Origin of the sequence: Streptomyces sp. NBC_00459 (assembly GCF_036013955.1) — a bacterium.
Classification (GTDB): Bacteria; Actinomycetota; Actinomycetes; order Streptomycetales; family Streptomycetaceae; genus Streptomyces.
In genome coordinates this window covers 4878754-4902083 of the sequence record NZ_CP107903.1, presented here as the reverse complement: position 1 = coordinate 4902083, position 23330 = coordinate 4878754, and the positions used below count along the sequence as shown (strand labels likewise).

General features: G+C 71.2%; 21 protein-coding genes and 1 tRNA gene. 16 read left to right on the top strand and 6 right to left on the bottom strand.

Annotated elements, in window-relative coordinates:
- Positions 1-12: 12 nt before the first annotated feature.
- From OHN74_RS21425 to OHN74_RS21415, 3 genes are all read right to left on the bottom strand, one after another.
- On the bottom strand, positions 13-1572 hold the full coding sequence (locus OHN74_RS21425) for a Stp1/IreP family PP2C-type Ser/Thr phosphatase (RefSeq protein ID WP_327700219.1): 1560 nt from the start codon (positions 1570-1572) through the stop codon (positions 13-15).
- 98 nt (positions 1573-1670) lie between these two features.
- Positions 1671-2195 carry an FHA domain-containing protein FhaB/FipA gene (locus OHN74_RS21420; RefSeq protein WP_164315837.1) on the bottom strand — a complete coding sequence of 175 codons (525 nt, stop codon included), beginning with the start codon at positions 2193-2195 and terminating at the stop codon, positions 1671-1673.
- A 10-nt stretch (positions 2196-2205) separates the two neighbouring features.
- Complete coding sequence (locus tag OHN74_RS21415; protein WP_327696175.1) at positions 2206-3066, bottom strand: DUF3662 and FHA domain-containing protein; 861 nt, start codon at positions 3064-3066, stop codon at positions 2206-2208.
- A 460-nt stretch (positions 3067-3526) separates the two neighbouring features.
- Here OHN74_RS21415 and OHN74_RS21410 point away from each other — a divergent pair.
- The 4 genes from OHN74_RS21410 to OHN74_RS21395 all read left to right on the top strand — a co-directional run bounded on the left by OHN74_RS21410 (position 3527) and on the right by OHN74_RS21395 (position 6631).
- Positions 3527-3609, top strand: a tRNA-Leu gene (locus tag OHN74_RS21410).
- A 221-nt stretch (positions 3610-3830) separates the two neighbouring features.
- Positions 3831-5282 carry a DUF2252 domain-containing protein gene (locus OHN74_RS21405; protein WP_327700218.1) on the top strand — a complete coding sequence of 484 codons (1452 nt, stop codon included), beginning with the start codon at positions 3831-3833 and terminating at the stop codon, positions 5280-5282.
- A gap of 86 nt (positions 5283-5368) precedes the next feature.
- A complete protein-coding gene (locus tag OHN74_RS21400) occupies positions 5369-6265 on the top strand; it encodes a hypothetical protein (protein WP_327696174.1) in 897 nt (298 codons plus the stop codon).
- Positions 6266-6301: 36 nt separating this feature from the next.
- A complete protein-coding gene (locus OHN74_RS21395; RefSeq protein ID WP_327700217.1) occupies positions 6302-6631 on the top strand; it encodes a rhodanese-like domain-containing protein in 330 nt (109 codons plus the stop codon).
- A 31-nt stretch (positions 6632-6662) separates the two neighbouring features.
- Here OHN74_RS21395 and OHN74_RS21390 read toward each other — a convergent pair whose 3' ends face one another.
- Positions 6663-7811, bottom strand: coding sequence for an acyl-CoA dehydrogenase family protein (locus OHN74_RS21390; protein ID WP_327696173.1), 1149 nt, complete (start codon positions 7809-7811; stop codon positions 6663-6665).
- Positions 7812-8124: 313 nt separating this feature from the next.
- Between OHN74_RS21390 and OHN74_RS21385 the strand changes: the two genes are divergently transcribed.
- From OHN74_RS21385 to OHN74_RS21375, 3 genes are read left to right on the top strand one after another with little or no spacing between them, the layout of a single operon-like run.
- Positions 8125-8892, top strand: coding sequence for a DUF5819 family protein (locus OHN74_RS21385; protein WP_327696172.1), 768 nt, complete (start codon positions 8125-8127; stop codon positions 8890-8892).
- Positions 8889-10160: an HTTM domain-containing protein gene (locus tag OHN74_RS21380; RefSeq protein WP_327696171.1), complete on the top strand. Its 1272-nt coding sequence runs from the start codon at positions 8889-8891 to the stop codon at positions 10158-10160. The genes OHN74_RS21385 and OHN74_RS21380 overlap by 4 nt, the downstream gene beginning before the upstream one ends.
- Positions 10157-10930 carry a TrmH family RNA methyltransferase gene (locus tag OHN74_RS21375; protein WP_327696169.1) on the top strand — a complete coding sequence of 258 codons (774 nt, stop codon included), beginning with the start codon at positions 10157-10159 and terminating at the stop codon, positions 10928-10930. Before OHN74_RS21380 ends, OHN74_RS21375 begins: the two co-directional genes overlap by 4 nt.
- A 27-nt stretch (positions 10931-10957) precedes the next feature.
- On the opposite strand, the gene paaN is transcribed toward OHN74_RS21375, so the two are convergent.
- Positions 10958-12664, bottom strand: a complete 1707-nt coding sequence (gene paaN, locus OHN74_RS21370) for a phenylacetic acid degradation protein PaaN (RefSeq protein ID WP_327696168.1) — start codon at positions 12662-12664, stop codon at positions 10958-10960.
- A 222-nt stretch (positions 12665-12886) separates the two neighbouring features.
- Here paaN and OHN74_RS21365 point away from each other — a divergent pair, with 222 nt between their 5' ends.
- The 3 genes from OHN74_RS21365 to OHN74_RS21355 all read left to right on the top strand — a co-directional run bounded on the left by OHN74_RS21365 (position 12887) and on the right by OHN74_RS21355 (position 15617).
- Positions 12887-14401 (top strand): 3-hydroxyacyl-CoA dehydrogenase, encoded by a 1515-nt coding sequence (locus tag OHN74_RS21365; RefSeq protein WP_327696167.1) that lies wholly within the window; start codon positions 12887-12889, stop codon positions 14399-14401.
- On the top strand, positions 14398-14988 hold the full coding sequence (locus tag OHN74_RS21360; protein ID WP_327696166.1) for a TetR/AcrR family transcriptional regulator: 591 nt from the start codon (positions 14398-14400) through the stop codon (positions 14986-14988). Before OHN74_RS21365 ends, OHN74_RS21360 begins: the two co-directional genes overlap by 4 nt.
- Positions 14989-15104: 116 nt before the next feature.
- A complete protein-coding gene (locus tag OHN74_RS21355) occupies positions 15105-15617 on the top strand; it encodes a hypothetical protein (RefSeq protein ID WP_327696165.1) in 513 nt (170 codons plus the stop codon).
- A 20-nt stretch (positions 15618-15637) separates the two neighbouring features.
- On the opposite strand, the gene OHN74_RS21350 is transcribed toward OHN74_RS21355, so the two are convergent.
- Entirely contained in the window at positions 15638-16138 is a 501-nt protein-coding gene (locus OHN74_RS21350) for an Lrp/AsnC family transcriptional regulator (RefSeq protein ID WP_371661211.1), read from the bottom strand.
- Between the two features lie 175 nt (positions 16139-16313).
- Between OHN74_RS21350 and pdhA the strand changes: the two genes are divergently transcribed.
- Genes pdhA through OHN74_RS21320 form a run of 6 tightly spaced genes read left to right on the top strand, consistent with a single transcriptional unit; the run spans position 16314 to position 23320 of the window.
- Positions 16314-17447 (top strand): pyruvate dehydrogenase (acetyl-transferring) E1 component subunit alpha, encoded by a 1134-nt coding sequence (gene pdhA, locus OHN74_RS21345; protein ID WP_327696164.1) that lies wholly within the window; start codon positions 16314-16316, stop codon positions 17445-17447.
- On the top strand, positions 17447-18451 hold the full coding sequence (locus OHN74_RS21340) for an alpha-ketoacid dehydrogenase subunit beta (RefSeq protein ID WP_327696163.1): 1005 nt from the start codon (positions 17447-17449) through the stop codon (positions 18449-18451). The genes pdhA and OHN74_RS21340 overlap by 1 nt, the downstream gene beginning before the upstream one ends.
- Positions 18451-19767: a dihydrolipoamide acetyltransferase family protein gene (locus OHN74_RS21335; protein ID WP_327696162.1), complete on the top strand. Its 1317-nt coding sequence runs from the start codon at positions 18451-18453 to the stop codon at positions 19765-19767. The genes OHN74_RS21340 and OHN74_RS21335 overlap by 1 nt, the downstream gene beginning before the upstream one ends.
- 55 nt (positions 19768-19822) lie before the next feature.
- On the top strand, positions 19823-20740 hold the full coding sequence (locus tag OHN74_RS21330) for an NTP transferase domain-containing protein (RefSeq protein WP_327696161.1): 918 nt from the start codon (positions 19823-19825) through the stop codon (positions 20738-20740).
- The gene (locus OHN74_RS21325; RefSeq protein WP_327696160.1) at positions 20737-22161 is read left to right on the top strand and encodes a molybdopterin molybdotransferase MoeA; all 1425 of its coding nucleotides are present in this window, start codon (positions 20737-20739) and stop codon (positions 22159-22161) included. The genes OHN74_RS21330 and OHN74_RS21325 overlap by 4 nt, the downstream gene beginning before the upstream one ends.
- 52 nt (positions 22162-22213) lie before the next feature.
- Positions 22214-23320: a potassium channel family protein gene (locus OHN74_RS21320; RefSeq protein ID WP_327696159.1), complete on the top strand. Its 1107-nt coding sequence runs from the start codon at positions 22214-22216 to the stop codon at positions 23318-23320.
- Positions 23321-23330: the final 10 nt, after the last annotated feature.

Genomic DNA, 23330 nt, shown 5'->3' with positions numbered 1-23330 from the left:
CTCACGGCTTGCCTACTGCTTACCGCACAGCGAGACCAGCTTCTGCTCATCCTCGGAGAGGCTGGGGCCGGGTGTGGGAGTGGGTGCGGTTGTGGACGGGGACGCCGATCCGGACGGCGTCGGGCTCGGCGTTGCCTTGGACGCGGCGGCGGTACGGGTGGTTCCCGTGGTGCCTCCTGCCTCGCCCTCGCCGGTCTTGGCGTTGTTCGCGTTGTCGGCCGCGCGCCGGGCTTCCTGCTTCTTGCATGCGGAGGCCTGGGTGGCCAGTTCGGAGATCTTCGACTGGGCGTCCTTGAGGCCGCCCTCCGCGATGGTGGCCTTGACCTGCTTCTGCTGGTACGCGGGCAGGTACTTGAGTTCGATCTCGGGGTGGTCCTTCTCGACCTTCGAGAGCGACACCCAGGCGAGGTCCTGGCTGATGCCCCGGTACAGCGCGACGTGCTCGTCGCTGGCGCCGACGTAGTACTGGGTCTGTGTCCAGCGGTAGCCGCCGTACAGGCCGCCGCCGATGACGGCGAGGGCGAGCGTGATGTAGAGGGTTCTCTTGAACCACCTGCGGCCGGCGCTGGGCTTGACGAAGTCGTCGTCGGTGTAGCCGCCGAAGCCGCCGGTCTGGATGTAGCCGGTGGTGTCGCCGGAGCCGGGCGGGCCGAACTCGCCGCCCCCGCCGCCGTGCGCGGGCCGCTGCCGGCCGAGCCCGGAGGCGCGTCCGGCGGGCGTCTGCATGGCTCCGCCGTCGTGCAGGTTGTGCTGGTTCTCGGCGACCGCGCCGACCACCACGGGTACGTCGGACAGCTGCCCGGCGAGGGTGTCCCCGGTGTCGAGGTCCAGGACGTCGGCGACGATCACGGTGATGTTGTCGGGGCCGCCGCCGCGCAGCGCCAGCTCGATGAGCTGCTGCACGGTCTCCTGGGGGCCCTGGTAGCTGGCGAGGGTGTCCTCCATGGTCTGGTGGGACACGACGCCGCTGAGTCCGTCGGAGCAGATCAGGTACCGGTCGCCGGCTCGGACCTCACGGATGGAGAGGTCGGGCTCGACGTGGTCGCCGCTGCCCAGCGCGCGCATGAGGAGCGAGCGCTGCGGGTGGGTGGTGGCCTCTTCCTCGGTGATGCGTCCCTCGTCGACGAGGCGCTGCACCCAGGTGTGGTCCTGCGTGATCTGGGTGAGGACGCCGTCCCGGAGGAGATACGCACGCGAGTCGCCCACGTGTACGAGGCCGAGGCGCTGGCCCGTCCACAGGAGGGCGGTGAGCGTGGTGCCCATGCCCTCCAGCTGGGGGTCCTCCTCGACCATCATCCGGAGCTGGTCGTTGGCCCGCTGCACGGCGGTGCCGAGCGAGGTGAGGATGTCGGAACCGGGGACGTCGTCGTCGAGGGCGACGATGGTGGAGATCACCTCGGAGGAGGCGACCTCACCGGCGGCCTGGCCGCCCATGCCGTCGGCGATCGCGAGGAGGCGTGGACCGGCATAGCCGGAGTCCTCGTTGCCCTCGCGGATCATGCCTTTGTGCGATCCGGCGGCGAAGCGCAGTGACAGACTCATGCGCACCTCGCCCGTCGGCTCCGGGTACATCCGCACGGTGCCCACCCTCCGGTCGGGAGCGCGCCGGGGCCCTTCGCATGGACCGCCGCTGCGTGCTCGCTCCGCTCGCGCCTATTCATGATGCAGCACTACTTCCGCAGCTCGATGACGGTCTTGCCGATGCGGATCGGCGCGCCCAGCGGAATCGGTGTGGGAGTCGTCAATCGGGTCCGGTCGAGATAGGTGCCGTTGGTGGACCCGAGGTCCTCGACGATCCACTGGCCGTCCCGGTCCGGATAGATCCTGGCATGCCTGCTGGAGGCGTAGTCGTCGTCCAGCACGATGGTCGAGTCGTGGGCCCGGCCGAGCGTGACCGTCTGCCCCTGGAGCGCGACGGTGGTGCCCGTCAGCGTGCCCTCGGAGACGACGAGTTTACTGGGGGCGCCCCGGCGTTGCCTGCCGCCGCCGGACGGCTGCTGCTGGCGCTGCTGTGGAGGCGCGGCGGCCTGTCGGGCGGCCGCCTGCTGCTGGCGGCCGCTGTCACGCCTCGACCCGCGCTGGGTGACACGCGTACCGAACAGATCGCTGCGGATGACCTGCACGGCCACGATCACGAACAGCCACAGTACGGCCAGAAAACCCAGCCGCATGACCGTGAGGGTCAGCTCTGACATTGCCCCCGCTTCACCCTTCGGCTTGCCGGTAAATGATGGTGGTGCTGCCCACGACGATTCGCGAACCGTCGCGGAGCGTAGCGCGGGTGGTGTGCGTTCCGTCCACCACGATGCCGTTGGTGGACCCGAGGTCCTGGACCGTCGGGGGCGTTCCTGGCCGGATCTCACAGTGCCGGCGCGAGACGCCGGGGTCGTCGATCCGCACGTCGGCCTCGGTACTGCGGCCCAGCACCAGGGTCGGGCCGGAGATCTGGTGACGGGCGCCGTTGATCTCGACCCAGGCCCGCATCCGGCCCGCGGCCGCTGTCGGCCGTTGTCCCATGGGCGGACCCGTCGGGGCGGCGCCGGGACGTCCGCCGGGCGGTGGTGCGGCAGGCATCGGGGGCGGTGCGGCGGCGGGCGGATAGCCGTAACCGCCCGCGCCGGGCCGGCCCCTCGGCGGGGCCGCGGGTGCGGCGGCACCAGGGCCGGGGCCGCCGGGGGCCTGCTGGTTGGTGGAGGAGGCCAGCGTTCGGCTGCGGACCCGGTACAGACCGGTGTCCAGGTCGTCGGCCTTCTCCAGGTGCACCTTGACGTTGCCCATGAAGGCGTACCGCTGCTGCTTGGCGTAGTCCCGCACCATTCCGGCGAGCTCGTCGCCGAGCTGTCCGGAGTAGGGGCTGAGGCGCTCGAAGTCCGGCGCGCTCAGCTCGACGATGAAGTCGTTGGGCACGACGGTCCGGTCGCGGTTCCAGATGGTCGCGTTGTTGTCGCACTCGCGCTGCAACGCACCCGCGATCTCCACGGGCTGGACCTCGGACTTGAACACTTTGGCGAAGGTGCCGTTGACCAGACCTTCGAGACGCTGCTCGAACTTCTTCAGGACTCCCATGGGGCACCTCCTCCAGATTGCTGCTCTTGTCTGAGCCTTGCGTTCCTTGCCTGCCCTGCTTGGTACTGCTTACTGATCGTATCCACGCGCCGGGAAATCGGCTGGTTCCCCCTGTCAGGCCGGTCGACGGGTGTCGACGCCTGACGAAGTTCCCTGTGAAGCTCCTCTTCGAACTCCTTCAGCCGTACCCAGATCGTAGAGGCGGCGCCAAACCAGTGTCCCGCACCTGACTGTGCACCTTGCCCGCCTCCTTGGGAGATGGGCTGGACCGGTACGAGGTTGATACGTGAACCGGCTCGTGTTGATACGTAGTGGCAGCCGGACCGGCTCGGTCGGGGCGGGTCGGGGCGGTCCGGGGCGGAGGGAAAGGGATGTGAACCCACCACCTCCAGCGTGCTAATCTTCTCGATGTCGGAAGGCCCCAGCCCCGCAGGGAGCAAGGCCTGAGGACACACCAAATGCGCGAGTGGCGGAATGGCAGACGCGCTGGATTCAGGTTCCAGTGCCCGCAAGGGCGTGGGGGTTCAACTCCCCCCTCGCGCACAGGTGAACGGCCCTCATCGGGATCACGATGAGGGCCGTTTCGCGTTGTCCTCGTGCGTCGTGTCCCGTGCGTCGGGCAGATGTGAGGTCTCTCTCACTATGAAGTGCATCCCACTGGTTGCCCGACTTGTCCACAGGGTCTGACCTGATGCGGTGTGCGGCTGTACGGTCGTCGCCAGTTGATGTTGGCGGCGGTGAGTGGAGCGGGGGAGGCGGTCGCGATGGCCGAGGTCGGTATGGAGTCGGCGGGGGTCGCGGTGGTGCGGAGCCGGGCGCGCAGGCTTCCCCAGGTGCCGGGGTTCGCCCAGTGGCCGACGGAGGGTTCGCCCAAGGAGGAGGGGAAGGCGCTGCGGCGGCAGGTTCCGCGCAGTGCGCACGCGTCCCTCGACACGGGCGCGGACGGTTCCCGTCCGGACGCGGAGACGGCGGTCAGGGAGTCCAACCGTGGCCGTATCCCCGAGCTGACCCCGATAAGGGTGGGCAGGATGGCGGCCACCCCGTTCGCCTTCCTGCGTGGTTCGGCGGGCCTGATGGCGTACGACCTGGCCCGTACCCCGATGACCAGGATCCGCGCCCAGATCTGCGGCGACGCCCACGCGGGCAACTTCGGTCTGTACGGGGACGCGCGTGGCGGCCTGGTGATGGATCTGAACGACTTCGACGAGACGGTCCAGGGTCCCTGGGAGTGGGATCTCAAGAGGCTCGCCGCCTCGCTGGTGCTCGCGGGCCGGGAGGTGGGCGGGGACGAGGACGTCTGCCGCAAGGCGGCGCACGGCGCGGTGGGCGCGTACCGCCGTACGATGCGGCTGCTCGCGAAGCTCTCGGTGCTGGACGCGTGGAACGCCATCGCGGACGAGGAGCTCGTCTCCCACGCGGACGCCCAGGACCTGGCCGGCACGCTGCAGCGGGTCTCCGAGAAGGCGCGGGGCAACACCAGCGGGCGTTTCGCGGCCAGGTCGACGGAGGTCACCGAGGACGGCGGGCGGCGTTTCGTGGATGCCCCGCCGGTGCTGCGCGGGGTGCCGGACGAGGAGGCCGCGGTGGTGGCGGCGTCCCTGGAGGAGTACGTGGGCACGCTCTCGGACGACCGCCTTCCGCTGCTGGCCCGCCACTCGGTGCACGACGTGGCGTTCCGCATCGTCGGCACGGGAAGTGTGGGGGCGCGGTCGTACGTCGTCCTGCTCCTCGACCACAAGGGCGAGGCCCTCGTCCTCCAGGTGAAGGAGGCCCGTCCCTCGGCACTCGTCCCGCATCTGGCCGCGGCCGGTTTCGACCCGGTGGAGGCGGCGGGCTCGGTGCACGAGGGGCGCCGTGTGGTGCTCGGGCAGAAGCGCATGCAGGTCGTCAGTGACAGCCTCCTGGGCTGGACCACGGTCGACGGACTGCCTTTCCAGGTACGGCAGTTCCGTAACCGCAAGGGCAGCGTCGACCCGGCCGCCCTGTCCGCCGACCAGATCGACGACTACGGCCGGATGACGGGCGCCCTCCTGGCCCGCGCCCATGCCCACAGTGCCGACCCCCGCCTGATCGCCGCCTACTGCGGCAAGAGCGACGAGCTGGACGAGGCGGTGGCGACCTTCGCCATGGCCTACGCCGACCGTACGGAGGCGGACCACGCGGATCTGGTGGCGGGGGTGCGGGCGGGGCGGATCGACGCGGAGATGGGTGTGTGACGGTTGTGGGGTCACTTCGGGGGTCACCTCAGGGGTCTCTGCGGTGACCCTCGGTGGGCGTGTGAGCCGTGGCCTACGCTGGGCGGGTGACGACCCCGGAAGCTGATCAGTCCTCGTCCGTGCCCGAAGCCGACGGGCCGCGGGAGCGCCCTGACGCGCAGGCGCCGTCCGGCGCGGCCGACAGCGCCGATGGCGCGGCGGAGAGACCTCGGCCCGAGGAGCGGTTGGAGCGGGCCGTGCGGGTCGCCGAGCAGGCGCTCATCGAGTACGAGATCGCGGTCGAGACCTTCCGTATCGAGGTCGAGAACTTCTCCAGGCTGCACCACCAGAAGCTCGGCCCGATGTACGCCCGCCTCGACGAACTGGACGCCGAGATCGCCGAGGCGAAGGCCGCGCGTACCGGTGACCCCGAGGACGTACGGGCGGCGCGGGAGGCGCGGGCGCAGGTCATGCCGATGCCCGGTGTCGAGGAGCTGTTCCACGGCTGGATGGACTCGGAGGGACTGTTCCCGGAGGCGGCGGCGATGCTCACCGAGCAGCCGGTGCGGCCTCCGCAGCGGGTCCGCCCGAGCGACGAGGCCCGCAAGCTCTACCGCGAACTGGTCCGCAAGGCCCACCCGGACCTGGCGCAGGACGAGGAGGAGCGGGCGCGGCGCGACGAGTTCATCTCCCGGGTCAACAGCGCCTACGGGCGGGGCGACGAGCCGCTGCTGCGGGAGCTGGCCGAGGAGTGGGCGGCCGGTCCGGTGCCCGAGGAGTGGCGGCCGAGTCACAGCGAGGAGCTGTACGCCCGCCTCGAATGGCTCTCCCAGCGCAAGGAACTGCTCACGCTGGTCGCCAGTGAGCTGGAGGAGGGCGCGATCGGCGCGATGCTGAAGCTCGCTCCGGACGACCCCGACCGTCTCCTGGAGGAGATCGCCGAGCAGCTGCTGGCCCAGGTCGCGCAGCGCGAGGAGGAGCTCGCGGCGTTGCTCGGGGGGTGACCTGGGTATCGTCGGGGCATGAGTTTTGGATCTGGTGTGCCCACGGTCGAGGTCACGGACCTCAAGGACGGCGACTTCCTGCTGGACGTCCGTGAGGACGAGGAGTGGCAGGCGGGGCACGCCGAGGGGGCGTTGCACATTCCGATGAGTGAATTCGTCTCCCGCTACGGCGAGTTGACCGAGGCGGCACCGCAGGACGGCCGGGTCAATGTGATCTGCCGCTCCGGTGGCCGGTCGGCCCAGGTGACGAACTACCTGGTCCAGCAGGGCATCGACGCCGTGAACGTCGACGGCGGCATGCAGGTGTGGGAGGCGGCGGGCCGCCCGGTCGTCACCGACGAGGGTGCGCCGGGCTTCGTCGCCTGAACAGTGGGTGCTTGACGGCCGGCGGTGGGCTTCAGCCGAGTTGGTGTGCCGCGAGCAGGTCGCCCAGTGCCTCCTCGTGGGCCGCCGCGGGGCCGAGCGACAGCTCCAGGTACTTGGCCCAGGCGTGGTACCGGTGCAGCGGGTAGTCGGTGTCGGCGCCGAAACCGCCGTGCAGGTGCTGTGCGGTCTGGACGACCCTTCGTACTCCTTCCGAGGCCCAGATCTTGGCGACGGCGACATCGCCGGAGACGGGCAGCGCACCCCCGGCTCCCGTGCCGACCCGCCAGGCGGCCTGCCACAGGGTGGCCTCCATCGCGCGCAGGTCGATGTACCGGTCGGCGGCCTGCACGGCGACGGCCTGGAAGGTGGCCAGCGGATGTCCGAACTGCTCACGCTTGCTGGTGTAGTCGCTGGTCATGCCCAGTACCGCCGTACCCAGTCCGAGCGCCAGCGCGCAGGTTCCGACGGTCAGCAGATCGCGCAGCCATGGCCAGGCGCCGTCGGCGTCGAGGACGTACCGGTCCGGCAACCGCACTGATTCCAGGCGTAGTTCGCCGAGCCGCTCACCGGCGGTGGATATCTGCTCGGCGAGTGCGACGCCGTCGAGCGGGGCGCCTTCGTGGAGGCGGGGGACCAGGGCGAGGACGGTCCGGTCGGCGTTGGTTCGGGCGGGTACGAGGACGAAGTCGGCGTTGTGCGCCCAGGGGATCGCCGTCTGGACTCCGTCCAGGATCCACAGGTCGCCGTCGCGTCCCGCGGTCACGGCGAGTTCGGCGGGGTCGTGGCCGGTGCGGCCGTGTGCGGCGACGGTGAGCACGAGTTCGCCGGTCCCGGCCCGGCGCAGCACCTCTCCCTTCAACTCCGCGTCCCCGTAGGCCTGTACGGCCGAGGCGGCGGCGCAGCTCTCCAGTAGGGGCACCCTGGCCAGCACCTTCGCGGACTCGCGCAGTACGAGGCACAGGGCGATGGCGTCGAGGCCGGCCCCGCCGTACTCCTCGTCGAGCAGCAGGCTCAGCAGATCCGCGTCGGCGAGCCTCTCCCACAGGGCCCGGTCGAAGTCGTCCGCGACGGCACCCGGGACCAGCGACGGACTGGGCACTCCGTCCGGCGCGACCCCGCCGAACACCGCCAGGGCCGCCTCGACCGCCGCCTGCTGCTCCTCACTGAACCTGAAGTCCATGTGCTGTCCTCTCGGCCCGGGGGCGGGTGATCTGACGGGGCGTCAAGATAGAACAGGTTCTAGAAGAAGGGAACGGCCGGGACCGGAGGGTGCGTGACGGCGACCGATCGTTCGGTCTGTCCGAGTCGATGGTCCGGCGGCTGGCCATAGGGTGTCAACGGCTGTGGACAACTCCCGGGTCGGACCTCCCCGGGCGTTGCTCGGCGGTCGTGCAGATGTACGAAGGGGGCTGTGCTGTGCGGGTGACCTTGAGTACCGTGCCCGTGCACATGCCGTAGGCGCGGTGGGACCGGGTATCGGGAGACGGGGCGGAATGGACGCGTACGAGGCAGGTCCGGACGCCGGGCGCGGGCCCGGCGGGCCCGGCGAGGCCGAGGGCTCCCCCGAACCCGGGGAAGCACCCCGCCCGGCACTGGCCGCCCTCTCCCTTCCGTACCAGATGGGCGCCGCCCTCGCCGTCGCGATCGTCGGCGTCGCCGTGTGTTTTCACCTCGGCATGGTCTTTCTGCACGTGGCGCCCTCGAACACGGTGACCAAGGAGCACTCCCGGACGATCGACGACTGGATCTACCCGGAGTTCGAACAGAACTGGAAGCTCTTCGCCCCCAACCCACTCCAGCAGAACGTCGCCGTCGAGGTCCGCGCCGATGTCCGTACCGCGGACGGCGGCGCGCGGACGACCGGCTGGTACGACCTCTCCGCGCAGGACGGCAAGGCCATCGACGGCAATCCGGTGCCGAGCCACACCCAGCAGAACGAGCTGCGCCGGGCCTGGGACTTCCTGCTCGGCTCGCACGACGCCCAGAACCGTCCCTCGGGGCTGCGCGGTGCCCTCGCCGAGCAGTACCTGCGCCGCATCGTCGTCCTGCGACTCGAACGCGAGAACGCGGCCGGACCCGGCGGCACGATCGATCGCGTTCAGGTCCGCTCCCGCAGCACGAACGTCCGACCGCCCGAGTGGAGCCAGGAGCAGGTGCCCGAGACGCCCACGTACCGCGTGATGCCCTGGTGGTTCGTCCCCGACGGCGAGGCGGCCGAGGCGGCGGGTTCGGCCGGCGCGACGAAGGGGGACGGCTCATGACCCGTCTCTTCCCCGCGGCCTTCCGTTCGCTCTCCCGGTCGGTCTCGCGCGGCATCGGCCGCGTCACCGAGAGCGCCCTCGGCCCCTACCAGACCGCCGTCGTGCGGATCGGCTTCTCGGTGACCTGGCTGCTGTTCCTGCTGCGCGAGTTCCCGCACCGGCAGGAGCTGTACGGCCCCGACGGCCCCTGGAGCTGGGATCTCGCCCGGCAGCTCATCGCGGACAACGGCGCCTTCACGGTCCTGATGTGGTCCGGCAGCCAGTTCTGGTTCGAGCTCGTCTATGGGCTCGCGGTGCTCGCCAGTCTCCTTCTCCTGCTGGGCTGGCGGACGCGCACCCTGTCCGTGCTCTTCATGGTCGGTGTGCTGTCGCTCCAGAACCGCAGCATCTTCGTGGGTGACGGCGGCGACAACGTCCTGCACCTGATGTCCCTCTACCTGGTGTTCACGCGCTGCGGCCAGGTGTGGTCCCTGGACGCCCGGCGCGCCCGCAGGGCACGCGCGCGCGTGGCCCTCGGCGACGACCCCGTCCCCGACCGCGTGGGGCCCGTGCTCTGGGGCGTCCTCGGGGTGTTTCTCCTGGGCGGTATCGCGGCCGGCAAGCTCGACGGCGACCTGCTGGTCCCGGTGATCCTCTGGGGCATGTGGCTGGCCCAGGGCGTGTGGTGGGTCGTGGCGCGCCGTGGGCAGGGCGGCGAGGCGCGGACGCTCCTGGACATCGTCGGCAACCTCGTGCACAACGCGGCCCTCTTCGTGATCATGGCCGAGGCCTGTCTGATCTACGCGACGGCCGGCTGGTACAAGATCCAGGGCTCGCGCTGGCAGGACGGCACCGCCGTCTACTACCCGCTCCACCTCGACTACTTCTCCCCGTGGCCCGCGCTCTCCGACCTGATGTCGTCGAGCGGCACGATGGTGATGCTGGTGACGTACGGGACGGTGGCCGTGCAGGTCGCCTTCCCCTTCACGCTCTTCAACCGGCGGGTCAAGAACATCCTGCTGGCCGTGATGATGACCGAGCACGCCGTGATCGCCGTCGTCCTCGGACTGCCCTTCTTCTCCCTCGCGATGATCGCCGCGGACGCCGTGTTCCTGCCGACGTCCTTCCTGCGCCGCCTCGGTGACGGGGCGGCACGCGCGCGCGTGCGCCTGCTGGCCCGCCTGCCGGGCAACGGACGTGCCGCGCCGGACCGGGAAACCTCCGAGGCGGCCGACGAGAGCGCGGTGGACGAGACGGCGGAGCCGCCGCACGTAGGCTTCACGGCATGACGGACGCAGCGACAGGGCCGGCGATCGACGCGGTGACCGACTGGCACCGCCTCGCAGGCGCCTGCGTCCTGCTCGACGGCTTCCACGCCCTCAAGCACGCCGTCCGCTTCGGCGCGCGGATCCCGGTCGCCGTGACGACCGACCGACGGGCGACCCTGGAACTCGCCGACGAGCTGGCTCCTGACGTACGGGACACCCTGGACGCCCTCCTGGCCGAGGTACCGGAGCCGGCGTACACGTCCCTCGTGCCGCGTCCGCACCCCACCGGAGTGGCCGCCCTGGCCGTACGGCCCTCCCGCGCGGCCAACCTGGAGGCGCTCGCGCGTACACCCCGGACCGCGCCCGTCGTCGTCCTCGACAACCCGCGCAACCTCGGCAACGCCGGGGCGGTGATCCGGCTCGCGGCCGGTTTCGGGGCGACCGGCGTCGTCATGACCGGGACGCTCGACCCCTGGCACCCCACCGTCGTACGCGGTGGGGCGGGGCTGCATTTCGCGACCGCCGTGGAGCGCCTCGCGGTGGCCGAGCTGCCTTCGGGGCCGGTGTTCGCGCTCGATCCGGAGGGCGACGACATCCGGGGGCTGAAGCTCCCGGACGACGCCGTACTCGCCTTCGGCTCCGAGCGCAGCGGGCTGTCGCCCGAACTACGCGCGCGTGCCGACCATCTGGTGTCCCTCCCGATGCGTCCCCAGGTCTCCAGCTACAACCTCGCGACCAGCGTGGCCATGACGCTGTACCACTGGAGCTTCACCGGGGGACGGGCCTTCTAGGTCCGGCTGTACCAAGCCCGGCTGTACCTAGGCCTGGCGGCGCACTTCCACCACCCGGAAGCGGTTCGCCACGAACGCGCCGTCGCACAGTGCCGCGTTCGCCGCCGGGTTGCCGCCCGAGCCGTGGAAGTCGGAGAAGGCGGCCGTCTGGTTGACGTACACCCCGCCGGTCAGATTCAGCGACAGCTGGGCGCACTCCTCCAGGCAGGCCTCCTGGACGGCCTGTTCGACCTCCGGGTCGGTCGTGTACGCGCCGACCGTCATCGCGCCCTTGTCCCGGATGGTCCGCCGCAGCAGTTCCACCGCGTCCGCCGCCGAGTCGACCGCGACGGCGAAGGAGACCGGGCCGAAGCACTCGCTCATGTAGGCGGCCTCGGAGTCCGCTCCGTCCCAGTACTTCCGCGCGCCGTCGAGCTTCACTACGACGGGCGTACGGACCACCGCTTCGGGGAAGTCGGGGTTCACGATCTCCCGTGAGGCCAGGGCGACCTCGCCGAGCCCGGCAGCCGCCTCCAGCCGTGCCTTCACATCGGGGTTGACGATCGCGCCCAGCAGCCCGTTCGCACGCGCGTCGTCGCCCAGGAGACCGTCGACGGCTGCGGCGAGGCCGGTGACGACCTCGTCGTACGACTTGTGGCCCTCCTCCGTACGGATGCCGTCGCGGGGGACGAGGAGGTTCTGCGGGGTGGTGCACATCTGGCCGCTGTACAGGGAGAGGGCGAACGCGAGGTTCGACAGCATGCCCTTGTAGTTGTCGGTCGACTCCACGATCACCGTGTTGACGCCGGCCTTCTCCGTGTAGACCTGCGCCTGGCGGGCGTTGGCCTCCAGCCAGTCGCCGAACGACGTCGAGCCCGTGTAGTCGATGATCCGGATCTCCGGGCGGGTCGCCAGGGTCTTCGCGATGCCCTCGCCGGGGCGCTCGGCCGCCAGCGCCACCAGGTTCGGGTCGAAGCCGGCCTCCGTCAGGACCTCGCGCGCGATGCCGACCGTCAGCGCGAGCGGCAGCACCGCGCGCGGGTGGGGCTTCACGAGGACCGCGTTGCCCGTGGCCAGGGACGCGAACAGGCCCGGGTAGCCGTTCCACGTGGGGAAGGTGTTGCAGCCGATGAGGAGGGCGATGCCGCGCGGGACCGGCGTGAACTCCTTCGTGAGGGCCAGTGGGTCGCGCTTGCCCTGGGGCTTGCTCCACTCCGCGGTGCCGGGGGTGCGGACCTGCTCCGCGTACGCGTAGGCCACCGCCTCCAGGCCGCGGTCCTGCGCGTGCGGGCCGCCCGCCTGGAACGCCATCATGAAGGCCTGGCCGCTGGTGTGCATGACCGCGTGCGCGAACTCGTGCGTCCGGCCGCTGATCCGCTTGAGGATCTCCAGACAGACCATCGCGCGGGCCTCCGCGCCCGCGTCGCGCCAGGCGCGCAGGCCGGCCTTCATGGCGGGCAGCAGCACCTCGACGTCCGCGTGCGGGTAGGTGACGCCCAGCTCGACGCCGTACGGGGACACCTCGCCGCCCACCCAGTCGTCCGTGCCGGGCTGGCCGAGGTCGAGGCGGGTGTTCAGGACGGCGTCGAAGGCGGCCCTGCCCGCGGCCAGGTCCAGGCTGCCGTCCTCCCCGTACGCCTTGGGGTGTTCGGGATGCGGGGACCAGTACGCGCGTGTGCGGATCGCTTCCAGCGCCTGGTCGAGGGTGGGCCGGTGCTGGGTGATCAGCTGGTGCGCGGTGAGTTCGGCGGCCATCAGGGGGACCAACTCCTCGTCTCAAGAGCACTTCGTTGAGCTCATGACCTGGGACACGGACTGGTGCATGAACCGGTACATGAACCGGTACATGACCTGGGACATGAACCGGTACATGACCTGGGCAGAAAAGGCACGACAGAGTTAGAGTAACCGAACGATCGGTCGGGACAAGGGGGTCCGCCGCATCTGTGGACAACGTCGTGCGGGAGGATCGCGCACATGACAGCACTGGACCTCAGCAGCCCCGTGGCCGTCGTCGGTACCGGCACCATGGGCCAGGGCATCGCCCAGGTCGCGCTGGTCGCCGGTCATGACGTACGGCTGTTCGATGCCGCGCCAGGGCGGGCCCAGGACGCCGCCGACGCGATCGGCGAGCGTCTCGACCGGCTCGTCGAGAAGGACCGGCTGACGGCGGCCGACCGGGACGCCGCGCGAGGTCGGCTGCACGCCGCCGGTAGCCTCGCCGAACTCGCCGACTGCTCCCTCGTCGTCGAGGCGGTCCTCGAACAGCTCGACGTGAAGCAGAAGCTGCTGCGCGACCTGGAGGACGTGGTCGACGACGACTGTCTGCTCGCCACCAACACCTCCTCCCTGTCCGTCACCGCCATCGGGGGAGTCCTGCGCAATCCCGGGCGGTTCGTGGGGCTGCACTTCTTCAACCCGGCGCCGCTGCTGCCCCTTGTGGAGGTCGTCTCCGGGTTCGCCACCGACGTCACGTCGGCCACGCGCGCGTACGAGATGGCCCGCGCCTGGGGGAAGACCCCGGTGGCTTGCGCCGACACCCCCGGTTTCATCGTCAACCGCCTCGCCAGGCCCTTCTACGCGGAGGCCTTCGCGGCGTACGAGGCCCAGTCCGCCGACCCCGCCACCATCGACGCGGTGCTGCGCGAGTGCGGCGGGTTCAGGATGGGCGCGTTCGAACTGACCGACCTGATCGGGCAGGACGTCAACGAGGCAGTCACCCACTCCGTGTGGCAGGCCTTCTTCCAGGACGTGCGGTTCACACCCTCGCTCGCCCAGCGGCGGCTCGTCGAGTCGGGCCGCCTCGGCCGCAAGACCGGGCAGGGCTGGTACGAGTACGGGGACGACGCCGAGCGCGCCGAACCGCACACCGCGGAGAAGGCCCAGGCGCCCGCGTACGTCGTCGCCGAGGGAGACCTGGGCCCCGCGGCCGACCTTCTCGCGCTGATCCGTGAGGCGGGCGTTCCCGTCCGTGAGGACGAGGAGGACCACGGCACCCGGCTGGTGCTGCCCAGCGGCGGTCAGCTGGTCCTCGCCGACGGACAGACCAGCGTCGAGTTCCGTGACGTCGTCTACTTCGACCTCGCCCTCGACTACCGGCGGGCCACCCGCATCGCCCTGTCCGCCTCCCAGGACACCCAGCCCCAGACCCTCTCCGAGGCCATCGGCCTCTTCCAGGCGCTCGGCAAGGACGTCAGCGTCCTCGGGGACACCCCCGGCATGATCGTCGCCCGTACGGTGGCCCGGATCGTCGACCTCGCGCACGACGCCGTCGCCAAGGGCGTCGCCACCGAGGAGGACGTCGACACGGCGATGCGCCTCGGCGTCAACTACCCGCTCGGGCCCTTCGAATGGAGCCGCAGGCTCGGCCGGAGCTGGGCGCACGAGATCCTCGACGAACTGCACCAGCGCGACCCGAGCGGACGGTACGCGCCGTCCCTCGCGCTCTACCGCCACGCGTACGCCACCGACAAGCGGGAGGGCACCCCATGACCACCGCCAAGCGCGACACGTACACCCCGACGACGCTGCTCCAGGTCGCCGTCCAGGTGTTCAACGAGCGCGGCTACGACGGCACCTCCATGGAGCACCTCTCCAGGGCGGCCGGCATCTCCAAGTCGTCGATCTACCACCACGTCACCGGCAAGGAGGAGCTGCTGCGCCTTGCCGTCAGCCGGGCGCTGGACGGGCTCTTCGGGATCCTCGACGAGGAGCACGCGCGCGTGGGGCCCGCCGCCGGGCGCCTGGAGTACGTCGTACGGCGCATGGTCGAGGTGCTCATCGCCGAACTGCCGTACGTGACGCTGCTGCTGCGGATGCGCGGCAACACCGACACCGAGCGCCGGGCCCTGGAGCGGCGCCGGGACTTCGACCACCGGGTGGCCGAGCTGCTCAAGGCAGCCGCCGCCGAGGGGGACATCCGCGGTGACGTGGAGGTGCGGCTCGCGACGCGGCTCGTCTTCGGGATGATCAACTCCGTCGTGGAGTGGTACCGGCCCGACGGGCGTGGCATGGGCGAGCGCGAGGTGTCCGACGCGGTGGTGCGGCTGGTCTTCGGGGGGCTGCGCAACCCGGGGTGAGCCGCTCGGGAGGAGTGGTGCGGGGGTGATCCGGGGGGATTCCGGGAGGTGCCCCCTTTGGCTTTGGTCAAGGGAAACGGGGGTGCGTTTGCTCTGGTGCCGGGCAGCATGGCGGGGTGGCTGATCTGCTGTGGGATGACGTGCGCTGCCTCTTCGACCCGGACTTGATGGGGGCGCTGCCGGACGTGCGTGTCTCGGATACCTCGGTGGAGGACTGGCAGGCGCTCCTCGATCTTGTCGCGGAGAAGGGCTGGAAGTGCCGGTACTCCGAGGGAGAGACGGTGTTTCCGGTGCCCCGGGCGGAGGCCGTGCTGTCCCGTCCGGCGGATGCCGAGTGCCCGGGCCTGCGGGTCTGGCCGTCTGCCGATGTGTTGGCGATCTTCCGCTTCCTTGCCCACGATGCAGTTGACTTCGACGTCGACCTGCGGGAGTTGCAGGGTCAGGAGCGACTTGATGTGTTCTGCGGCTTCCTTCGGGAGATCGGGCGGCGGCTGGGCAAGCCGGTGCTGATGGATCCGGAGGGTGATTACGGCCATCCGGTGCTCGGCTTCGACGTCGAGGCCGATCGAGTCGTTCTCCTCGCGGACCCGAAGGCCGCAGGCCCCAATGGGGAGCCAGAAAAAAGGTGACGGGGGATTTCGGGGGTGGCTCAGGCCTCCGGTCCCAGGTCCTCCTCCTCGAACACCAGCAGTGTGCGCGTGCTGAGCACCTCCGGGATCGCTTGGAGGCGCATCAGGACCAGCTCGCGCAGCGCCTTGTTGTCGGGGGTGTGGACCAGCAGGAGCACGTCGAAGTCGCCGCCCACCAGGGCGATGTGGTCGGCGCCGGGGAGCTGTCTCAGCTGCTCGCGGACCGTGCGCCAGGAGTTCTGGACGATCTTCAGGGTGATGTACGCAGACGTGCCCTGTCCGGCGCGTTCGTGGTCCACGCGGGCGCCGAAGCCGCGGATCACGCCGTCCTCGATGAGGCGGTTGATGCGCGCGTAGGCGTTGGCCCGGGAAACGTGCACGCGTTCGGCCACGGAACGGATCGAGGCGCGGCCGTCCGCCTGGAGCATCTCCAGGATGGCCTGATCAATGGCGTCCAGCGGACGAGGGGGCGGCAGGGGGCCGCCACCTTCCGACCGTTCGGCCATTTGTTCAGGTGCCATGTCCCCCCGCCTCCCTACCATGGACGTACTGCGTCCATCTCAGGCTGTGGAGAACCGTTTGTCCACAGCCTGACGGTGCCTGTAGCCAAAATGTGCCGACGACCGAACAATCGGTAGGTGAGGCGAGTCACACCCGTGGCCCGCCCGGAGCCGTCTCCCACGAGGAGGTGCCGTCATGACGGTCATGGAGCAGCGGGGCGCATACCGGCCCACACCGCCGCCCGCCTGGCAGCCCCGTACCGACCCTGCGCCGCTGCTGCCCGACGCGGCTCCGTACCGCGTCCTCGGCACCGAGGCGGCGGCGCAGGCGGATCCCGGGCTGCTGCGCCGGCTGTACGCGCAGTTGGTGCGCGGGCGCAGGTACAACGCGCAGGCCACCGCGCTCACCAAGCAGGGCCGGCTCGCCGTGTACCCCTCCAGCGTCGGCCAGGAGGCCTGTGAGGTGGCCGCCGCGCTGGTCCTGGAGGACCGCGACTGGCTCTTCCCCAGCTACCGGGACACGCTCGCCGTGGTCGCCCGGGGAGTGGACCCCGTACAGGCGCTGACGCTGCTGCGCGGCGACTGGCACACCGGGTACAACCCGCGTGAGCACCGGGTGGCGCCCCTGTGCACCCCGCTCGCGACACAGCTGCCGCACGCCGTGGGGCTCGCGCACGCCGCCCGTCTCAAGGGCGACGACGTGGTCGCGCTGGCCATGGTCGGCGACGGCGGCACCAGCGAGGGCGACTTCCACGAGGCGCTGAACTTCGCCGCCGTGTGGCAGGCGCCGGTCGTCTTCCTGGTCCAGAACAACGGCTTCGCGATCTCCGTGCCGCTCGCCAAGCAGACCGCCGCCCCGTCGCTGGCCCACAAGGCCGTCGGCTACGGGATGCCGGGCCGCCTGGTCGACGGCAACGACGCGGTCGCCATGTACGACGTGCTGAGCGAGGCCGTACGCCACGCGCGCGCGGGAGGCGGTCCCACGCTCGTCGAGGCGGTGACCTACCGCGTGGAGGCGCACACCAACGCCGACGACGACAAGCGCTACCGGGCGGACTCCGAGGTCACCGCCTGGCGCGAGCACGACCCGATCGACCTCCTGGAAAAGGAGCTCACCGCGCGCGGGCTGCTCGATGAGGACGGCATCAGGGCCGCGCGCGACGACGCCGAGACGCTCGCCGCCGACCTGCGTGCCCGCATGAACCAGGACCCTGCGCTCGACCCCATGGACCTGTTCGCCCAGGTGTACGCCGAGCCCACCCCCCAACTGCGCGAGCAGCGGGCCCAGTTGCGGGCCGAGCTGGCAGCCGAGGCGGAGGGGACGCACTGATGACCACCGTCGCCCTCAAGCCCGCCACCATGGCGCAGGCCCTCACGCGCGCGATGCGCGACGCCATGGCCGCCGATCCCACCGTGCACGTCATGGGTGAGGACGTCGGCACCCTCGGCGGGGTCTTCCGGGTCACCGACGGGCTCGCCAGGGAGTTCGGCGAGGACCGCTGCACGGACACCCCGCTGGCCGAGGCGGGCATCCTCGGGGCGGCCGTCGGCATGGCCATGTACGGCCTGCGCCCGGTCGTGGAGATGCAGTTCGACGCGTTCGCCTATCCCGCGTTCGAGCAGCTGATCTCGCACGTCTCCCGGATGCGCAACCGCACGCGCGGGGCCATGCCCCTGCCGATCACCGTCCGCGTGCCCTACGGCGGCGGCATCGGCGGCGTCGAACACCACAGCGACTCCTCCGAGGCGTACTACATGGCGACGCCGGGACTCCATGTCGTCACGCCCGCCACGGTCGCCGACGCGTACGGCCTGCTGCGGGCCGCCATCGCCTCCGACGACCCGGTGGTCTTCCTGGAGCCCAAGCGGCTGTACTGGTCGAAGGACTCCTGGAACCCGGACGAGCCGTCGGCCGTTGAACCGATCGGACGCGCGGTGGTGCGGCGCCCGGGTCGCAGCGCCACGCTCATCACGTACGGGCCCTCGCTGCCCGTCTGTCTGGAGGCGGCACAGGCGGCGGAAGCGGAGGGCTGGGACCTGGAGGTCGTCGACCTGCGTTCCCTGGTCCCGTTCGACGACGAGACGGTGTGTGCCTCGGTACGGCGGACCGGGCGGGCCCTCGTCGTGCACGAGTCGGGCGGTTTCGGCGGCCCCGGCGGGGAGATCGCGGCCCGTGTCACGGAGCGCTGCTTCCACCACCTGGAGGCGCCGGTCCTGCGCGTCGCCGGGTTCGACATCCCGTACCCGCCGCCGATGCTGGAGCGGCACCACCTGCCCGGTGTCGACCGTGTGCTGGACGCCGTGGGACGGCTGCAGTGGGAGGCGCAACGCTGATGGCACAGGTACTGGAGTTCAGGCTTCCCGACCTCGGTGAGGGACTCACCGAGGCACTGATCGTGCGCTGGCTGGTCGAGGTCGGCGAGGTCGTCGCCGTCGACCAGCCGGTCGTCGAGGTCGAGACGGCCAAGGCGATGGTCGACGTGCCGTGTCCGTACGGCGGTGTCGTCACCGCCCGCTTCGGCGAGGAGGGCACCGAACTCCCCGTCGGGTCACCCCTGGTGACGGTGGCCGTCGGGTCACCGGCCCACCCCGACCCCGCCGGTGACGCGGCCGAGGGCTCCGGCAACGTGCTCGTGGGATACGGCACGTCCGAGGCACCCGCCCGGCGACGGAGGGTACGACGGGACCAGGCGGCGCCCGCCGCTCCGGTGGCCCTCGACGACACGGGTGTACAGGCCCCCGCCCGGGGCGACGGTCCCGTTCCGGTCATCTCGCCGCTCGTTCGCAGGCTCGCCCGCGAGAACGGCCTGGATCTGCGGGAGTTGGCGGGATCCGGGCCCAACGGACTGATCCTGCGCGCCGACGTCGAGCAGGCTCTGCGCGCCGATGCCAGGCGACCCGGGCCCTCGGCCCCGACCGCGGCTCAGGAGCCTGCCGCGCACCCCACCGCCATCCCGGCTGAGGGCGTGCGCGTCCCCCTCAAGGGGATCCGCGGTGCCGTCGCCGACAAGCTCTCCCGCAGCCGGCGCGAGATCCCGGACGCGACCTGCTGGGTGGACGCCGACGCGACGGAACTGATGCGCACACGCGCGCTCATGAACGGCGCCGGGAGTCCGAAGATCTCCCTCCTCGCCCTGCTCGCCCGTATCTGCGCCGCCGCCCTCGCCCGGTACCCCGAGCTGAACTCCACGGTCGACCTGGAGGCCAGGGAGATCGTCCGGCTCGACCGGGTCCACCTCGGCTTCGCGGCGCAGACCGAACGAGGGCTCGTCGTCCCCGTCGTACGTGACGCGCACACGAGGAACGCCGAGTCACTGAGCGCGGAGATCGCGCGGCTGACCGAGGCGGCCCGCACCGGCACCCTCACCCCCGCCGAACTCACCGGCGGCACCTTCACGTTGAACAACTACGGCGTGTTCGGCGTCGACGGCTCCACACCGATCCTCAACCACCCCGAGGCGGCCATGCTCGGCGTCGGCCGGATCGTCCCCAAGCCATGGGTGCACGACGGCGAACTGGCGGTGCGCCAGGTCGTCCAGCTGTCGTTCACCTTCGACCACCGGGTGTGCGACGGCGGTACGGCGGGCGGTTTCCTGCGCTATGTGGCGGACTGCGTCGAACAGCCGGCGGTGCTGCTGCGCACGCTGTGATCAGGGTGGCGCGCGCCCGTTCCCTGTGATCAGCGGGGGCCCGCATACTCGGAGGGTGACCGCCTACGAGCCCCAGCCCTCAGGGACCCCCGGCGCCGACGGCTACGACGCCGTCGTGCTCGCCGGCGGGGCCGCCCGGCGGCTCGGCGGCGCCGACAAGCCCGGCGTACGGGTGGGCGGGCGCCCCCTGCTCGACCGGGTGCTCGCAGCCTGCGCCGACGCCGACACCACCGTGGTCGTGGCCGGCCCCCGGCCCACCGCACGGCCCGTCACCTGGGCACACGAGGACCCGCCGGGCGGCGGACCCGTCGCCGCGCTCGACGCCGGCCTGCGACACACCGGGGCCGAGCACGTCGTCGTACTCTCCGCCGATCTTCCGTTCCTTGGACCGGCGACGGTAGGGCGGCTCCTCGACGCCCTGCGGACGAGCGGCGCCGAGGGCGCGCTGCTCACCGACACCGGCGGCCGGGACCAACCGCTCGTGGCCGCGTACCGGGCGTCCGCGCTGCGCCGGGAGCTGGGCGCGCTCACCCTCGAACACGGCGGCCTCACCGGCCTGCCGCTGCGCCGGCTGACCGCCGCGCTCGAACTCACCCGTGTGTCCGACCCGGTCGCGTCCTTCGACTGCGACACCTGGGACGACATCGCCGCCGCCAGAGCACGCATCAGGGAGCATGGGCACGTGTTGGACGAATGGATTTCCGCAGCCAAGGACGAACTGGGCATCGACCTGGACGTCGACACCGACCTCCTGCTGGACCTCGCCCGCGACGCCGCGCACGGAGTGGCCAGGCCGGCCGCCCCTCTGACGACCTTCCTCGTCGGGTACGCGGCGGGCCGGGCCGGGGGAGGCCCGGAAGCGGTCGCCGAGGCCACCCGCAAGGCAGTCGCCCTGGCGCTGCGCTGGGCCGACGAGGCAGCGGCAGCCGACGGTACGGGCAAGGGCCCCGACAGCCGTCCGGACGCCGGATGACCGCCCGCAGTGACCTGGACGACCTCGGCGCCGAGGAGGCGCTCGCCCTAGTGAACGAAGGCAACGGCAGCGGCAGGCAGGGTGACGGGCAGACTTCTGCGGGCTCCGCGGTACCGGCCCCCACCGGGGAGGGCGTCTACGACGTGGACGCCGACACCGAGAGTCCCGCGACCGACCCGGGTGCCAACCCCGCCCCCGCCCCCGAGCGCCCCCGGGCCACCTCATGGCCGCAGGCCCGCGCGATTGCCGAGCGCGCCGCCCGCCGGGTCCCGCGTGCCGCCTCGGCCCCCGTCTCCGTCCCCCTCGACGCCGCTCTCGGTCTGGTCCTCGCCGCCCCCCTCGCGGCCCTGACCGACCTCCCCTCCTTCGACACGTCCGCGATGGACGGCTGGGCGGTGGCCGGCCCCGGGCCCTGGGACGTACGCGAGATCGGTGTCCTCGCCGGGCACGCGCAACCCGAACCGCTCACCGACGGCGACGCGGTACGGATCGCGACGGGTGCCCGCATCCCGTACGACACGAGCGCCGTACTGCGCAGCGAGCACGGCCGCACCGACGACAAGGGCCGGCTGCACGCCATCCGCGAAATGAGTCACGGCCAGGACATCCGGCCCCGCGGCCAGGAGTGCCGGTCCGGCGACCAGCTGCTGCCCACCGGGACCTTTGTGACCCCGGCCGTGCTCGGGCTCGCCGCAGCCGCCGGGTACGACACCCTCGCCGTGATCCCCAGGCCCCGGGCCGAAGTCCTCGTCCTGGGCGACGAGTTGCTCACCGACGGACTCCCGCACGACGGTCTGATCCGGGATGCGCTCGGGCCGATGCTGCCGCCCTGGCTGCGCTCGCTCGGCGCCGACGTCATCGCCGTACGCAGGCTCGGGGACGACGCCGAAGCGCTCCACGCGGCCCTGAAGAACTCCCCCGCCGAGATCGTCGTCACCACCGGAGGCACCGCTGCCGGACCCGTCGACCACGTCCACCCCACCCTGCGCCGACTCGGCGCCGAACTGCTGGTGAACGGCGTTCAGGTGCGGCCCGGCCACCCCATGCTGCTGGCCCGGCTGAAGGAGAACCAGCATCTCGTCGGGCTGCCCGGCAACCCGCTCGCCGCGGTCTCCGGTCTGCTCACTCTCGCCGAGCCCCTGGTGCGGACCCTCGCGGGACGGGCGGCGCCCGAGCCGTACACGCTGCCCCTCAAGGACGAGGTGCACGGGCACCCGCACGACACCCGGCTCGTCCCCGTCGTGCTGCGCGGCGACCGGGCCGTGCCCCTGCACTACAACGGACCGGCCATGCTGCGTGGCATCGCGGCGGCCGAGGCTCTCGCGGTCGTCCCCCCGGGTGGCGCACGGGCCGGTCAGGAACTGGAACTGCTCGACCTGCCCTGGGCCGCGGCCGCCGAGTCCGGGGTGTGTTTCACGTGAAACATTCGGATGGGAAGGGGCGGAACAGCGCCCGACTCGGTGGCAATGGAGGATGTTTCACGTGAAACTGCCGGGCCATGACGCCATCGCCCGCCAGGCGGACGAGCATCTGGCGACCTATCGGGTGAAACTTCCCCGGACCGTGGTGGAGCGGCCGATCCGACAGGTCGGCAAACGCGTGGCCATGGCTCTGTTCGTACTGGTCGCGACCGCTCTCATCGTCTACGTCGACCACGACGGCTACAACGACAACGCTGACGGTTCCGTCGGCCTTCTCGACGCCTTCTACTACGCCACCGTCACCCTCTCCACCACCGGATACGGCGACATCGCACCTGTCAGCGACGCCGCCCGGTTCACCAACATCTTCGTCATCACACCGCTGCGCGTGCTCTTCCTGATCATCCTGGTCGGCACGACTCTCGAAGTCCTCACGGAACGCACACGTGAGGAGTGGCGGCAGAACCGCTGGAGGGCGACCTTGCGGGAGCACACCGTTGTCATCGGGTTCGGGACCAAGGGGCGGTCGGCCGTGCAGACCGTCTGTGTCACCGGGCTGAAGAAGGAACAGGTCGTGGTCGTCGACCCCAGCGCCAAGGCCGTGGACGCGGCCACCGCCGAGGGGTATGCCGGTGTGGTCGGCGACGCCACGCGCAGCGATGTGCTGCTGCGGGCCGAGGTGCAGAAGGCACGGCAGATCATCATCGCCACCCAGCGCGACGACACCGCCGTGCTCGTCACCCTCACGGCCCGGCAGCTCAACCGCACGGCGAAGATCGTGGTCGCCGTGCGCGAGGAGGAGAACGCGCCGCTGCTCAAGCAGTCCGGCGCCGACGCCGTCATCACCAGTGCGAGCGCGGCCGGTCGCCTGCTCGGGCTGTCGGTGCTCAGCCCCGCCGCCGGCATGGTCATGGAGGACCTCATCCAGCAGGGCAGCGGGCTCGACATCGTCGAACGGCCGGTCATAAAGGCCGAGGTGGGCAAGGGGCCGCGCGAGACGGACGACCTGGTCGTGAGCGTCGTACGCGGGCATCGTGTGCTGGGCTACGACGATCCGTCCATCGGGCAGCTCCAGGTGGCCGACCGGCTCATCACCATCGTGCGGGCGACGCCGGGCGCGCATGTGGCGCCCGACGCCCGCCCGATCCGCGACCACTGAACCCGTATCG